Here is a 13,365-nt window from a genome sequence, read left to right on the forward strand (position 1 = left end):
GGTCACGTCGCTCATGCCGTGTACTCCTTGCGGCGGGCGATGATCAGCCGGGCGGCGCCGTTGACCAGCAGGGTCAGGACGAAGAGGACGAGACCGGAGGCGATCAGGGCGTCCTTGCCGATCTCACCGGACTCCTTGAAGCTGCTCGCGATGTTCTGGGCGAACGTTCCGCCGCCCGGATCGAGCAGGCTCTTGCCGATGGTGAAGCTGGGGGAGAGGACGGTGGCGACGGCCATCGTCTCGCCGAGGGCGCGGCCCAGGCCCAGCATCGAGGCGCTGATGACACCGGAGCGGCCGAAGGGGAGGACGGACATCCGGATGACTTCCCAGCGGGTCGCGCCGAGCGCGAGGGCGGCCTCCTCGTGCATCTTCGGGGCCTGGCGGAAGACCTCGCGGCTGACGCTGGTGACGATCGGCAGGATCATGATCGCCAGAAGGATGCCGATGGTGAAGAGCGAGCGGGCGGCGCCGCCCTGGTACTCGAAGACGCCGGTCCAGCCGAAGTAGTCGTTCAGCCAGGTGTAGAGCCCGCCGAGGTGCGGCACCAGGAAGAGGGCGCCCCACAGGCCGTAGACGATGGACGGGACGGCGGCGAGCAGGTCGATCACATAGCTGAGCGGGGCGGCGAGCCTGCGCGGCGCGTAGTGCGAGATGAACAGCGCGATGCCGATGGCCACGGGCACGGCGATGAGCATCGCGATGACCGAGCTGACGACCGTGCCGAAGGCCAGGACCGCGATGCCGAACTTGGGCGGGGTGGAGTTGGCGGCCCACTCGAAGGTGGTGAAGAAGTCGCCCTCGTTCTTGGAGAGGGCGGTGGTCGCCCGCACGGCGAGGAACGCCGCGATGGCGGCCATGATCACCAGGAGCAGGATCCCGGAACCCCGGGAGAGGCCGAGGAAGATCCGGTCACCGGCGCGGGAGGTTTTCCGCGCGGGCGGTGGGCCGGGGGGCGTGGCTGAGGTTATTTCCATGGGTTTCTCCGGTCTGCGGGGCGGCTGGCGCCTGGGCCTTCCGGGTTTCGGGGTCCGGATGGGCCGGGGTGGCGCCGCTCCCTGATGCGGCGGTGCACCGGATGGTGCGGACGGGCTCGGGGCCGGGGCCGGCTGGTGCCTTCCCGCCGTACCGGTTGCGGCCGGTACGGCGGGTGCGGCCCGGTGGGCCGGTTTGTGCGCACCCTCCCCCAGCTACCGCTGGGAGGTGCCCCCAGCCCTGCGGAACGATTGCCCACAAACCGGCGGAGCTCGTCCGCGCCCGGGTCAGGAGAGGGTGGCGACGGTCTCGCGGACCTTCTTGGCGATCTCGGCGGGCAGCGGGGCGTAGCCGAGGCCCTTGAGGACCGACTGGCCGTCCTCACTGGCGATGTAGGTCAGGAAGGACTTGGTCGCCGGGAGGGTCTCGGCCTTGTTGCCCTTGTCACCGACGATCTCGTACGTGACCAGGGTGATCGGGTAGGCGCCCTCGGCCTTGGTGGCGTAGTTGAGCTTGAGGGCGAGGTCGGAGCCGGTGCCGACGATCTTGGCCTCGGCGATCGCCTTGGAGGCGTTGTCGGAGGTGGCCTCGACCGGGGCGGAGGCGCCGGTGTTGAGCTTCACCGTCTTGATGCTGTTGGCGGTGGCGTAGCTCAGCTCGAAGTAGGAGATGGCGCCGGAGGTCTGCTTGACCTGCGAGGAGACACCCGCGGAGCCGTCGGCCGACTGGCCGCCCTTGGCCTTCCAGGCCTTGGCGGGCTCGTACGACCAGGAGGAGGGCGCGGCGGCCTTGAGGTACTTGGTGAAGTTGTCCGTGGTGCCGGACTCGTCGGAGCGGTGGAACGCCTGGATCTTCAGGTCGGGGAGCTTGGCGTCCTTGTTGAGCTTGGCGATCGCCTCGTCGTTCCACTTCTCGATCTTGCCGTCGAAGATCTTGGCGAGGGTGTCGGCGTCGAGGACCAGGCTGTCCACGCCCGGGACGTTGTAACCGATGGCGATGGGGCCGCCGACCATGGGGAGGTTGATCCCCTGGCCGCCCTTGACGACCTCCTTGGACTTGGTGACCTCCTCCGGCTTCAGCGCGGAGTCGGAGCCCGCGAAGGCCGTCTTGCCCTGGAGGAACTCCTGGACGCCGGCGCCGGAGCCGGTGGCCTTGTAGTTGATCTGGGTGTCCTTGCAGGCCGCCGAGTAGTTCTTGATCCAGAGGTCCATGGCGTTCTTCTGCGCGGAGGAGCCGGAGGCCAGCAGCTGGCCCTTGCCCTCGCACTTGATGTTGCCCGCCGCCTTGGTGGAGTCGCCGCCGCCCGTGGAGCCGTTGCCGCTGTTGTCGTCCGAGCCGCACGCCGTGAGCACCAGGGCGCCGGCGACGGCGATTGCGCCGAGAGCGACGGTGCGAAGCCGGTTCTTGCGCTGAAGCTTCACTTTCGGATGTTCCTTCCGGGAGCCGCCGCTGGGGCGGCGTGCGAGAGGTGTCGGTACGAGCGGTCCTGCCCGCACCCTCTACTCGGCGAAATTAGGCAGATCAGGTGAAGCGGTTGATGGGTGAGAGTGAACGGAGGGTGAACCTCACCCGTCAGGGTGGTTGCCCGCACGAGGGTCCGGTTCCTTTTGCAGTGTGACGCAGGTCTCTATCGATTTGACGCCAGGCATGGCAGCATCCGAACTTCGCGTGACGGTATGTCAGGCGTGGGGGTGAAGGCGCGGAGGTGGCCGGTGGGGTGTCCTGACAGGCGGAACGACGACCGTACGGGCGATGACGGTGCGGGAAGCGGCGACGCCGGGGCCGGTGGCGCGGTGGGCGGCCGGGGGCGCCGACGGCGGGTGGCGGTGGCGACCGCGCTCGTGTGCGCGGCCGGGCTGGCGGTGCTGGGCGCGCCGGGCGTGACGTACGCGGCGCCCGGGCCGACGCCGGACCCGACGCCGTCCGCGTCGGCGTCCGCCTCGCCCTCGGCTTCGGCGGGTGCGGCGGGGGACGACGCAACCCGGCGGCTGGAGGCCATCCACAAGGAGGTGGAGGAGCTCTACCGCAAGGCCGAGACCGCCACCGACGCCTACAACGCCGCAGGTGAGCAGCTGCGCCTCCAGGAGAAGTCGGTCGCGGACCTCACCCGCCGGCTGGAGGCCGCCCAGAAGCGCATGGACACGCTGCGCGCCCAGGCGGGCGCCCTGGCCCGCGCCCAGTACCGCAGCGGTGGCTTCAACCGGACGCAGCTCTTCCTCAGCGGTTCCCCCGACTCCTTCCTCGGCAACGTCTCCCTCGCCCGCAAGGGCGAGCAGGCCACCCGCCGGATGCTGACCGACGTCACGGCCGCCAAGGCGGACCTGGAGCGCTACACCCAGGCCGCGGACGAGCGCCGGAAGACGCTGGACGCGGAGAAGAAGAAGCGCGAAGCCGCGAAGAAGGAGATCCAGGAGCGGCTCGACACCGCCAAGCAGCTGGAATCGCGACTCGCGGACCAGGAGAAGGAGAGACTTCGGCTGCTGGAGGAGGAGCGGGCCCGGCAGGCCCAGGACCGCTGGCTCGCCTCGGACGCCGCCAGGCAGCTCACCGGCCGGGGCTCCGTCGCGGCGACCGGCGACGCCGCCCGCGCGATCGACTTCGCGACCGCGCAGATCGGCAAGGACTACGTCTGGGGCGCGGAGGGCCCCGACACCTACGACTGCTCCGGCCTCACCCTCAAGGCCTGGGCCGCGGCGGGCCGGGCCATCCCCCGCACCTCGCAGGAGCAGTGGCGGCAGCTGCCCAAGGTCGACGTCAAGGACATGCGCCCCGGCGACCTGGTCATCTACTACACGGACGCCAGCCACGTGGGCATGTACATCGGCGACGGCCGGATCGTCCACGCGCCGCGGCCGGGCCGGCAGGTGACCATCACGGGCGCGGGCTCGATGCCGGTGCTCGGGGTCGTACGGCCGGGGTAGCGGCGGCCGACGACCCGGACCTCCATGTCGGCGGCCGTACGGCGGGACCGTGGCGACGGCGGTTGGGCCGGGGTCACGGCGGTTGGGCCGGGGTCACGGCGGTAGGGCCAGGGTCACGGCGGTACGGCCGGGGGCACGGCGGCCGTACGACCGGCCGCCGCCAGGCGCCCGTGCGCCGGGGTGCCGGCGGCCCCTCCGGGGCGTGGCCGGGTGCCCGGCGTCGGCGTGACCATCGGCTCGTAGGACAGTCCGCTTGTCCTCGCGCGGGCGTCAACTACCGTCACCCGTAAGGCATATGACGGAGGCGGGTGGCTGCGTACCATTCCGCTCGGGCGGGCTCTGGCGCTAGGGTCACGTTCTGTACTCGTCTGTCGGCGAGGTGCTGTCGGCGAGGTGCCGCGCCCCTGGGGCGGGGGCACCCCCTGGTGGTGGCCGGGGCAGGAAGGACCGAAGCGATGCCCGTATCCGTGCCCGGGCCGGCGGAGCCGCCCGCCGTACCGCCCGACGGCGGGCTGACACTGCTGGTGATCGAGGACGTCCCGGGCGGGGCGCTGTCCGGCACCGACATGGCGGAGATGACCGGCACGGCCGAGGGGCCCGTACGCATCCGGACCGCCCGCAATCTCACCGAGGCGCGGCGGCTGCTCACCGACGACGTCCAGTGCATCCTCCTCGACCTCGCCCTCCCCTCCAGGGCCCGCGCCCCGGGCCGCGGCCACGAGCTCGACACCCTGCGCCAGGTGCTGCGGCTGGCCCCGCACCAGGCCGTCCTGGCGCTGACCGCCGAGACCGACGCCGCGCGGGCGGTGGAGGCGGTCCGGGTCGGCGCGCAGGACTACCTCTTCCGCGACGAACTGGACGGACGGGTGCTCAGCCGGGCCATCCGCTACGCCGTCGAGCGCAAGCGCGCCGACCTCGACCGGCGGCAGCTCACCGAGACCCGGCTGCGCGCCCAGGAGAACGCCCGGCTGGAACGCGGCCTGCTGCCCCATCCGCTGCTGGCCGGCTCCGAGCTGCGCTTCGCCGCCCGCTACCGGCCCGGGCGCAGCCGCGCCCTGCTCGGCGGGGACTTCTACGACACGGTCCGCACCGCCGACGGCACCGTCCACGCGATGATCGGCGACGTCTGCGGGCACGGCCCGGACGAGGCGGCGCTCGGCGTCGAGCTGCGCATAGCGTGGCGGGCGCTGACGCTCGCCGGGCTGTGCGGGGACGAGCTGCTGGCCACCCTCCAGCAGGTGCTGGAGCACGAGCGGGCGGACGAGGAGGTCTTCGCGACGCTGTGCACGGTCGACATCGCCCCGGACGGACGCTCGGCCGCGCTCTGCCTCGCCGGGCACCCGGCGCCCCTGCTCGTACGCCCCGGGCACGCCCCGGCCCTGCTGCCGCAGGAGGACGGCGGCCCGGCGCTGGGGCTGCTCGCCACCGCCCGCTGGCCGCACCGCGAGATCCGGCTCGGGGAGGCGTGGAGCCTGATGATGTACACCGACGGCCTGGTCGAGGGCCGGGTGGGCGAGGGGACGCGGCGGCTGGGCCAGGAGGGGATGATCGAGCTGGTCACCCGCCAATTGAAGGAGGGGCTGACCGGGGAGGAGCTGCTGGAGGCGGTCGTGGCGGAGGTGCGGGCGCTCAACGGCGGTGACCTGACGGACGACCTCGCGGTGCTGCTGCTCGCCCGGGGGTAGGGCCGGGCGAGCCAGGCGCCAGGCCTGGAGGTCAGCGGCCGCCGTTGTACGGGCCGTACGGGCCGTCGGAGCTGGAGCCCCGGCGGCGCGGGCCGCCCCGGCCGGAGACCTGCCGCAGGGCGGGGCGCACGTCGACCATGTAGACGATCGTGGCGATCAGGCCGAGGATCGGCAGGAAGTTCAGGATGCCGAAGAAGAGGTTCACGGCGACCGCGATACCGAGGATGATCAGCCAGAAGCCCTTGGACTGCTTGTTCGCGGCCCGGTAGGCGTCCTCTCTGCGGACGGCCGCGTCGACGAAGGCGACGACCGTGAAGACCAGCAGTGCGATCGACACCCAGTACAGGATCTCGCCGAAGCCTTCCACCAGCATGCCGCTCACCTCTCAGTGCGTCCGTTGCCCACCGTACCCGGAGAACGATCCGGGCACGTGGTGTGTGCCCGGATCGTTCTCCGCTCCGTTCGCTCCGGCCTAGGCGTCCTCACCGGCCTTGGCGTCCGCCTTCTTCGCGGCGGCGGGCTTGCGGGGGGCGGTGGTCCGGCGGGCGGCGGGCTTGGACGCGTCGTCCGAGCCGTCCGCGGCGGCGGGCTCCGAGGAGCCCTCGGCGGGCTGTTCGGTCTTGGCGGCGCCGTCGCTCTCCGCGCTGCCCGGCTCCACGGCGACGGCGATCTCGGAGAACCCCTCGGCGGCCTCGCCGCGCCAGGTCTTCACGGCCGTGCGCCCGCGCTCGGCCAGCTTCTCGAACTGCTCACCGGCCTGGGCGGCCGCCGCGACGACCTGCCCGACGCCCTGGAGCGCCAGGTCCTGGGCCTTCTGGCCGAGCTTCTTGGCGTCGGTGTCGACGGTCCCGACGAGCTCGGTGACCTTGGTGGTCACCTGGGTCTGGACCTGCTTGGCCTGCTGCTTCACCCGCCCGCCGAGCTCCTTGGGGTCGGTGTTGCGCAGCTGCTCGAAGCGGCCGGGGGCCTCGGCGACGAGCTGTCCCGCCTTCTCCGCCGCGAGGTCGGCGATGCCGGCGGTGACGTAGAGGGTGTCGGTGGCCGTCTTGCGGATGTCCTGAGTGAGGGCCATGGCGAAGGGTCTCCCGATCGGCTCGAAGGGTTCTCGAAGGGTTGCTTAGCTCTGCGGATCGCTCTGGTCGTCGCCCGTCCCGCCCGCGCCGCTCGGGCCGGACTGTTCGGGCGTCGCGACGGCGTTCTCCTTGCGGAAGGACTCGTAGATCTGGAGCAGCACCTGCTTCTGCTGCTCGGTGATCGAGGGGTCGGCGAGGATCACGCTGCGGACCTCCGCCTCCTCCCGGTCCCGCTGGTCGAGGATCCCGGCCTGTACGTACAGCGTCTCGGCGGAGATCCGCAGCGCCTTGGCCAGCTGCTGGAGGATCTCGGCGCTCGGCTTGCGCAGGCCGCGCTCGATCTGGCTGAGGTACGGGTTGGACACTCCGGCGGCATCCGCGAGCTGCCGCAGCGTCAGCTGCGCGGTGCGCCGCTGCTCGCGGAGGTACTCGCCGAGATTGCCGACGTTGAGTGATGCCATGGTGCCGATGCTGCCCCAGCTTGCTAACTATTGCAAGCGGATGCTTGCAATAGTTTTCCGCCAGCCGCCAGCCGCCGTCCGAGAGGGAGGGCCGGCGCGGGCGTGCGGTAACCTTGCCGCCCCCGGCCGGTTCGAGCCGGTGACAGACGGGTCCTGAACAGGGGCCCGGGCCGAAGGAGGTGAGACCGATCAACGCTGTGTCAGGTCGGGTGCTCTCGTCCCGCGACGCCTTGGTCGCGCCGGTCTAGACGGACCGGGAGGGCGCCCTTCGTACCCCGAAAGGCTCCCGTGTCGGTTTCTTTCGCCGCTTCCGCGGCTCTGCTTCATTCCTTTCGTAACACCGTCATCTCCTCGCTGCGCGCCGCCGGTTGCGTCTTCGCCGAGGACGAGGCGGATCTGATCCTCTCCGCGGCGGGCTCGCCGGACGAGCTCCACGCCATGGTGGACCGGCGGGCGGCCGGTCAGCCGCTCGAACACGTCGTCGGCTGGGCCGAGTTCTGCGGCTTGCGGATCGCCGTCGACCCCGGTGTCTTCGTACCGCGCCGCCGTACCGAATTCCTCGTCCGGCAGGCCGTCGCCCGCGCCCTGGGCCGTGGCCCGGACGTGGTCGCCGTGGACCTGTGCTGCGGGTCCGGCGCGCTGGGCGCGGCGCTGGTGGCCGGGGTGGAGAAGGCCGGTACGGGTGAGGCCGGCGGGGGGACGGGCGTCGAGCTGTACGCGGCCGACATCGACCCCGCCGCCGTGCGGTGCGCGCGGCGCAATGTGGCCGCGTGCGGCGGGCGGGTCCTGGAGGGCGACCTCTACGCGCCGCTGCCCGTCGCGCTCCGCGGCCGCGTCGACGTCCTGCTCGCCAACGTCCCCTACGTGCCCACCGACGCCATCGGACTGCTGCCCGCCGAGGCGCGGGTCCACGAGGCGCGGGTGGCGCTGGACGGCGGCCCGGACGGGCTCGACGTCCAGCGCCGCGTCGCCGCCGGGGCCGCGCGCTGGCTGGCGCCCGGCGGACATCTGCTGATGGAGACGAGCGAGCGGCAGGCGTCCCGTACGGCCCGGACCTTCGCGCGCGGCGGGCTGGTCCCGGAGGTCGTCCGCTGCGAGGAGCTGGGCGCCACCGTGGTCATAGGGACGCTCGGGGTGGACGGGACGCTCCCGCAGCGCTGACCTGCGTTTCCACGCCCGCCATATGGTGGGATGAGCGGTGTGAACCGTGCCGTCGAGGACACCAACCGCCGGATGCTGAGGGCGCGGGACGCCATGGACCGCGCCTACGCGGAGCCGTTGGACGTCCCCGCCCTCGCCCGTATCGCCCATGTGTCCGAGGCGTATTTCAGCCGGACCTTCCGTGCCACGTTCGGGGAGACGCCGCACCGCTACCTCCAACGGCGGCGCGTCGAGCGGGCGATGTTCCTGCTGCGCGAGAGCGGGCGCAGCGTCACGGACATCTGCTTCGAGGTCGGCTTCGGCAGTCCGGGGACGTTCAGCAGGACGTTCCGGGACATCATCGGCATGTCGCCCCGGGAGTACCGCAAACAGGCCGTCGCGCAGCATGTGCCCACGTGCTTCGCGATGGCCTGGACGCGGCCCGGGTCGTAGGGGCTCGTAGAGAGCAGTTTTGGATAAGTTTTCGAGCGGGTGGCCGAATAACGTTGTCCTCATGTTCAACGCCATCACGCACTCGCAGATTTTCGTCCTCGACCAGGACGAGGCCCTCGACTTCTACGTCGGCAAGCTGGGCCTGGAGGTCACCGCCGACATCCCCATGGGCTTCATGCGCTGGCTGACCGTCGGCGTCCCCGGTGACGCCGGCCGTCAGATCCTGCTGGAGCAGCCGGGCGGGCCGATGATGTCCGACGAGACTGCGGCGCAGGTACGCGATCTGGTCACCAAGGGTGCGATGGCCGGCTGGCTGATCCTCACCACGTCCGACTGCCACAAGACCTACGAGACGCTGCTGGCCAAGGGCGTCGAGTTCACCGAACCGCCGACCGAGCGCCCGTACGGGATCGACTGCGGCCTGCGCGACCCGTTCGGCAACCGCATCCGCTTCACCCAGCCGAAGGTCTGACGGCTGTCGGTCCGTTCGTCGTTCCGTTCGTCATCCCGTTCGTAATTCCGTTGCCCCGCGCTTCGGTTGGTGCTGGGGTGTGCGGATGGACAAGGACACGGTGGCGGCGCTCCTGCCGCTCTTCGACCGCGAGATGCGGGAGGGCGTCCGGGCCGACGGGCCCGGGGCCCGCGTCGAACGCGTCGAGCGGGCCGGCAAGGTCGTCCGGCACGTCGGCGCGGACGCCGGCAGCTGGAACGGCGTCGTCTGGTCGGACCTCGACGAGGCCACGGCGGACGCCGCCGTCGCGGAACAGGTGGCGTACTTCGCCTCCCTCGGCCGCGAGTTCGAGTGGAAGCTGTACGGGCACGATCTGCCGGCCGATCTGCCGCTGCGGCTGCGGGCGGCCGGATTCGTGGCCGAGCCCACGGAGACGGTGATGGTCGCCGCCATCGCGGACCTGCCGGCCGGCTCCGGGCCCCCGGAGGGGATCCGGCTGCTTCCCGTCACCGACGCGGCGAGCGTCGACCTCGCGGTGGCCGCCCAGGAACGGGCGTTCGGCGAGCCCCGGGAGCAGCACCGGAAGCTTCTCCTCGACCAACTGGACTCAGACGTTCCGCTCGCGGTCGTCGCCATGGCCGGGGACGTTCCGGTGAGCGCGGCGCGGATGGAACTCCACCCCGGCACGTCCTTCGTGAGCCTGTGGGGCGGCGGCACCGTGCCGGAGTGGCGGGGGCGGGGCATCTACCGCGCGCTCGTCCACCACCGGGCGCGGCTGGCGGCCGAGCGGGGATACCACCATCTGCACGTCGACGCGTCGGCGATGAGCCGGCCGATCCTGGAGCGGCTGGGGTTCGTGGGGCTGGGGACGACCACGCCGTACGTTTTCGTGCCGTGAGTCGTGTGGGTCCGTCATGGACCCTCGCTCCGGACGCCGAAATATACCTGCCAGAAGGTATATTGCCGCCCATGGTGAACGAATCGGATGAGTGCGCCTCGACGACCGCGTTCCCGCCGCGGAAGATCGACTGCGCCCGGGGGCCCGCCCCCAAGCAGGACCGGTCCATCCGCACCAAGGCCCTGGTCCTGCGCGCGGCGGCCGAGCTCTTCGCCGCGCGCGGCTTCCGGCACACCTCCGTCAAGGACGTGGCGGACCGGGTGGAGATGACCAAGGGCGCGGTCTACTTCCACTATCCGTCCAAGGAGTCGCTCGCCGTCGCCGTCGTCGAGCAGCACTACGCCCGCTGGCCCGAACTGCTGGAGGAGATCCGGGAGCAGGGCCTGTCCCCGCTGGACACCGCCGCGGAGATGCTGAACCGCGCGGCCGTCGCCTTCCGCGACGACGTCGTCGTCCAGGCGGGCGCCCGGCTCCAGCTCGAACGCCCGGAGATCGACGCCACGCTCCCCACGCCCTACGTCGACTGGACCGAGCTGCTCACCGGGCTGCTGACCGCCGCGCGCGACGAGGGCCGGCTGCGCGAGGGTGTCGACCCGGCGGCGGCCGCGCGCTCGCTCGTCGCGGGCTTCTTCGGCATGCAGCACATCTCGGACGTGCTGGAGCACCGGGCCGACATCGTGGAGCGGTGGCGCGAGGTGGGCGGGCTGATGTTCTTCGCGCTCCGCGCGTAGCGCCCAGGGGACGAAACGGGGCCCTCAGGTCCGTCGGGTCCCTCAGACCTCCACCAGCACCGTGAACGGCCCGTTGTTCGTCAGCGACACCTTCATGTCCGCCCCGAACACCCCCGTCTCCACCCGCGCCCCCAGGGCCCTGAGCTGAGCGACCACCTCGTCGACGAGGGGCTCCGCCACCGGGCCCGGGGCCGCCGCGTTCCACGTGGGGCGGCGCCCCTTGCGGGCGTCACCGTAGAGGGTGAACTGCGAGATCACGAGGAGCGGCGCCCCCACGTCCGAACAGGACTTCTCCTCCTGGAGGATCCGCAGGCTCCACAGCTTCCGCGCCAGCTGCGCGCAGCGCTCCGGCGTGTCGTCGTGCGTCACCCCGACCAGCACGCACAGGCCCTCGCCGACGATCTCGCCGACCACCCGGCCGTCCACGGCGACGCTCGCCCCGTCCACCCTCTGCACCACAGCACGCATACGGACCATGATGCCCTGCGCCCATTCAGGTCCGTTCGGGCGGAGAGGCCCTGCGCACCAGGCGCACCGAATGGCACGATGCGTGCAAGGCGGTGCTCCTCGCGGGCATCGGCAAGGTGATCCGGCCGCGCACCGCCGCCCGAGGGGACGGAACCGCATGACGAAGGACCTCACGGAGGGTCTTACGGAGGACCTCACCAAGGGCCTCACGGACCTCGAAGAGCTCAAGCGGCTCAAGGACTTGAAGGGCCTGACGGCAGTGGACAGCTTGCAGGCCAGACCCCCGAGCCAGCGCTCCGGGCGGCAGGCGGACGTCCCCGGGCGGTGTCTGGGCGAGCTGCGGCTGGCCGAGCTGCGGGCGGTACGCCGGGACGCCCGGCGGGACGAGGCGGATCTCAGCTATGTGCGGCGGCTGCTCCAGGGCCGTATCGACATCCTGCGGGCGGAGCTGGCGCGCCGGGCGACGCCGGGGTCCCCGCTGGTGGAGCGGCTGCTGGTGGAGCGGCTCTCGGAGATCCTGGCGGACGGCCCGTCCACCCACCGTTCCTCGGCCCGGCATGTGACGCTGGGCACCCCGCACAGCGAGGAGTACCGGCGGCTGGCCGAGGACATGCTCTCGGAGGTCGAGCTGTCCGACCTGGGAGCCCGTACGGACGGGGAGCTACGGGCCGGTATGGGCCGGCTGGTGGCGTACGAGCGGCAGGTCTCCCTGCGCCGTCAGGGGCTGCAGCGCACCACGGACGATTGCAGCGCCGAGATCGCACGCAGGTACCGTGAAGGGGAAGCGCAAGTGGACGACCTGCTCTCGTGATCGTGTGACACCACGGACCACCGTGTGACACACCACGGACCACCGGGGCGGTCCTCGCGCACCACGACCCCACACCCCCCGGAAGGCCGACGATGACCTCCTCGACCCTTGACGCCACCGCCGCGCAGATCGGCATATCCCGGCTGTCCCCGGTCCTCGCCGAGGTCGTCCGCTCCGGCTTCGTCGAGGGCGTGCACCGCGGCTCGCTGGTGCTGCTGGCCGCCGACGGCAGTGTCGAGCTCGCGCTCGGCGATCCCACGGCCCCGGTCTATCCGCGTTCCGCCAACAAGCCGATGCAGGCGGCCGCCGTGCTGCGCGCCGGGCTGGAGCTCTCCGGGGAGCGGCTGGCGCTGGCGGCGGCGAGCCACTCCGGAGAATCGTTTCACTTGGAGCTGGCGCGGACGATGCTCGGCGAGTTCGGCCTCTCCGAGGATGATCTCCAGACCCCGCCCGACCTGCCGCTGGACCCGGTCGAGGCGGAGGCGTACCTGGCCTCGGGCCTGGCCCGGCACAAGGTCACCATGAACTGCTCCGGCAAGCACGCGGCCATGATCGCCGCCTGTGCGGCCAACGGCTGGCCCACCGAGACCTACCTCGACCCCGCCCACCCCCTCCAGCGACTGGTCCAGGGCGTCGTGGAGGCGGTGACCGGCGAGCCTGTGCACCACATGGGCACGGACGGCTGCGGCGCGCCCCTGATGGCGCTCTCGCTGGCCGGTCTGGCCCGGGCGTTCCGCTCCTTCGTGCTGGCCGCGCCGGGCACGCCCGAGCGCGCGGTGGCCGACGCGATGCGCGCCCACCCCGAGTACGTCGCGGGCACCCGCCGTCCCGACACCTGGATCATGCGCGAGGTGCCGGGCGCGCTGTCGAAGATGGGTGCCGAGGCCGTGCAGGCCCTGGCCCTGCCGGACGGCCGGGCGCTGGCCTTCAAGATCGACGACGGGGCGGCACGCGCCATGGGGCCGGTGCTGGCCCGCGCTCTCGCGCTGCTGGGCGTCGACTCGCCCGTCCTCGCCCGGATCGCCGAGGCGCCGCTGCTGGGCGGCGGGCAGCGGGTCGGGGAGATCCGCGCGGCGTTCTGACGCGTGCCGTCCTTCTGACGCGCGCCGCGTTCTGACATGCGCCGTCTTCTGACGCGCGCGGTCGGTCCCGGCGCGGGCCTGCTGTTTCCGGTCCGGGCTCGTTCGTCCCGGCGCGGGCCCGCCGACTCCGGCGCGGGCCCGCTGAGCGGTTCGTTCCGTCTGGGCAGGTCCTGTTCCGGATCATTGACGGTCGTAGGAAATCACGTGCGGCCCGGGCGG

General features: G+C 72.0%; 15 protein-coding genes. 9 read left to right on the forward strand and 6 right to left on the reverse strand.

Translation table 11 applies throughout. The features are described from left to right. Window positions 1-11: 11 nt before the first annotated feature. Window positions 12-974: a phosphate ABC transporter permease subunit PstC gene (pstC, locus tag ACFYZR_RS03635; protein ID WP_391904464.1), complete on the reverse strand. Its 963-nt coding sequence runs from the start codon at window positions 972-974 to the stop codon at window positions 12-14. Between the two features lie 285 nt (window positions 975-1,259). Beyond that, window positions 1,260-2,393: a phosphate ABC transporter substrate-binding protein PstS gene (gene pstS, locus ACFYZR_RS03640; RefSeq protein WP_391904467.1), complete on the reverse strand. Its 1,134-nt coding sequence runs from the start codon at window positions 2,391-2,393 to the stop codon at window positions 1,260-1,262. 405 nt (window positions 2,394-2,798) lie between these two features. Here pstS and ACFYZR_RS03645 point away from each other — a divergent pair, with 405 nt between their 5' ends. After that, the gene (locus ACFYZR_RS03645; RefSeq protein WP_391904469.1) at window positions 2,799-3,893 is read left to right on the forward strand and encodes an NlpC/P60 family protein; all 1,095 of its coding nucleotides are present in this window, start codon (window positions 2,799-2,801) and stop codon (window positions 3,891-3,893) included. 455 nt (window positions 3,894-4,348) lie between these two features. Next, complete coding sequence (locus ACFYZR_RS03650; RefSeq protein WP_391904472.1) at window positions 4,349-5,578, forward strand: PP2C family protein-serine/threonine phosphatase; 1,230 nt, start codon at window positions 4,349-4,351, stop codon at window positions 5,576-5,578. Between the two features lie 31 nt (window positions 5,579-5,609). Here ACFYZR_RS03650 and ACFYZR_RS03655 read toward each other — a convergent pair whose 3' ends face one another. The 3 genes from ACFYZR_RS03655 to ACFYZR_RS03665 form a co-directional block, all read right to left on the reverse strand. Next, window positions 5,610-5,951, reverse strand: a complete 342-nt coding sequence (locus ACFYZR_RS03655) for a DUF2516 family protein (protein WP_391904475.1) — start codon at window positions 5,949-5,951, stop codon at window positions 5,610-5,612. 99 nt (window positions 5,952-6,050) lie between these two features. Further along, window positions 6,051-6,650, reverse strand: coding sequence for a hypothetical protein (locus ACFYZR_RS03660; RefSeq protein WP_391904477.1), 600 nt, complete (start codon window positions 6,648-6,650; stop codon window positions 6,051-6,053). A 45-nt stretch (window positions 6,651-6,695) separates the two neighbouring features. After that, window positions 6,696-7,112 (reverse strand): helix-turn-helix domain-containing protein, encoded by a 417-nt coding sequence (locus ACFYZR_RS03665; RefSeq protein WP_391904480.1) that lies wholly within the window; start codon window positions 7,110-7,112, stop codon window positions 6,696-6,698. Window positions 7,113-7,400: 288 nt separating this feature from the next. Between ACFYZR_RS03665 and ACFYZR_RS03670 the strand changes: the two genes are divergently transcribed. The 5 genes from ACFYZR_RS03670 (at window position 7,401) to ACFYZR_RS03690 (ending at window position 10,785) form a co-directional block, all read left to right on the forward strand. Further along, window positions 7,401-8,273 (forward strand): putative protein N(5)-glutamine methyltransferase, encoded by an 873-nt coding sequence (locus ACFYZR_RS03670; protein WP_391904483.1) that lies wholly within the window; start codon window positions 7,401-7,403, stop codon window positions 8,271-8,273. A 30-nt stretch (window positions 8,274-8,303) separates the two neighbouring features. Then, window positions 8,304-8,705 carry a helix-turn-helix domain-containing protein gene (locus tag ACFYZR_RS03675; RefSeq protein ID WP_391904486.1) on the forward strand — a complete coding sequence of 134 codons (402 nt, stop codon included), beginning with the start codon at window positions 8,304-8,306 and terminating at the stop codon, window positions 8,703-8,705. Window positions 8,706-8,766: 61 nt separating this feature from the next. After that, a complete protein-coding gene (locus tag ACFYZR_RS03680) occupies window positions 8,767-9,177 on the forward strand; it encodes a VOC family protein (protein WP_391904489.1) in 411 nt (136 codons plus the stop codon). A gap of 85 nt (window positions 9,178-9,262) precedes the next feature. Then, on the forward strand, window positions 9,263-10,054 hold the full coding sequence (locus ACFYZR_RS03685; RefSeq protein ID WP_391904492.1) for a GNAT family N-acetyltransferase: 792 nt from the start codon (window positions 9,263-9,265) through the stop codon (window positions 10,052-10,054). A gap of 71 nt (window positions 10,055-10,125) precedes the next feature. Beyond that, window positions 10,126-10,785 carry a ScbR family autoregulator-binding transcription factor gene (locus ACFYZR_RS03690; RefSeq protein ID WP_391904495.1) on the forward strand — a complete coding sequence of 220 codons (660 nt, stop codon included), beginning with the start codon at window positions 10,126-10,128 and terminating at the stop codon, window positions 10,783-10,785. Window positions 10,786-10,827: 42 nt separating this feature from the next. On the opposite strand, the gene dtd is transcribed toward ACFYZR_RS03690, so the two are convergent. Further along, window positions 10,828-11,253 (reverse strand): D-aminoacyl-tRNA deacylase, encoded by a 426-nt coding sequence (gene dtd, locus ACFYZR_RS03695; RefSeq protein WP_391904498.1) that lies wholly within the window; start codon window positions 11,251-11,253, stop codon window positions 10,828-10,830. Window positions 11,254-11,410: 157 nt separating this feature from the next. Between dtd and ACFYZR_RS03700 the strand changes: the two genes are divergently transcribed. Then, window positions 11,411-12,064 (forward strand): AmfC protein, encoded by a 654-nt coding sequence (locus tag ACFYZR_RS03700; RefSeq protein ID WP_391904501.1) that lies wholly within the window; start codon window positions 11,411-11,413, stop codon window positions 12,062-12,064. Window positions 12,065-12,156: 92 nt separating this feature from the next. After that, complete coding sequence (locus ACFYZR_RS03705) at window positions 12,157-13,146, forward strand: asparaginase (protein WP_391904504.1); 990 nt, start codon at window positions 12,157-12,159, stop codon at window positions 13,144-13,146. Window positions 13,147-13,365 lie beyond the last annotated feature (219 nt).

This window comes from Streptomyces sp. NPDC001678, assembly GCF_042892945.1.
Taxonomy (GTDB): domain Bacteria; phylum Actinomycetota; class Actinomycetes; order Streptomycetales; family Streptomycetaceae; genus Streptomyces.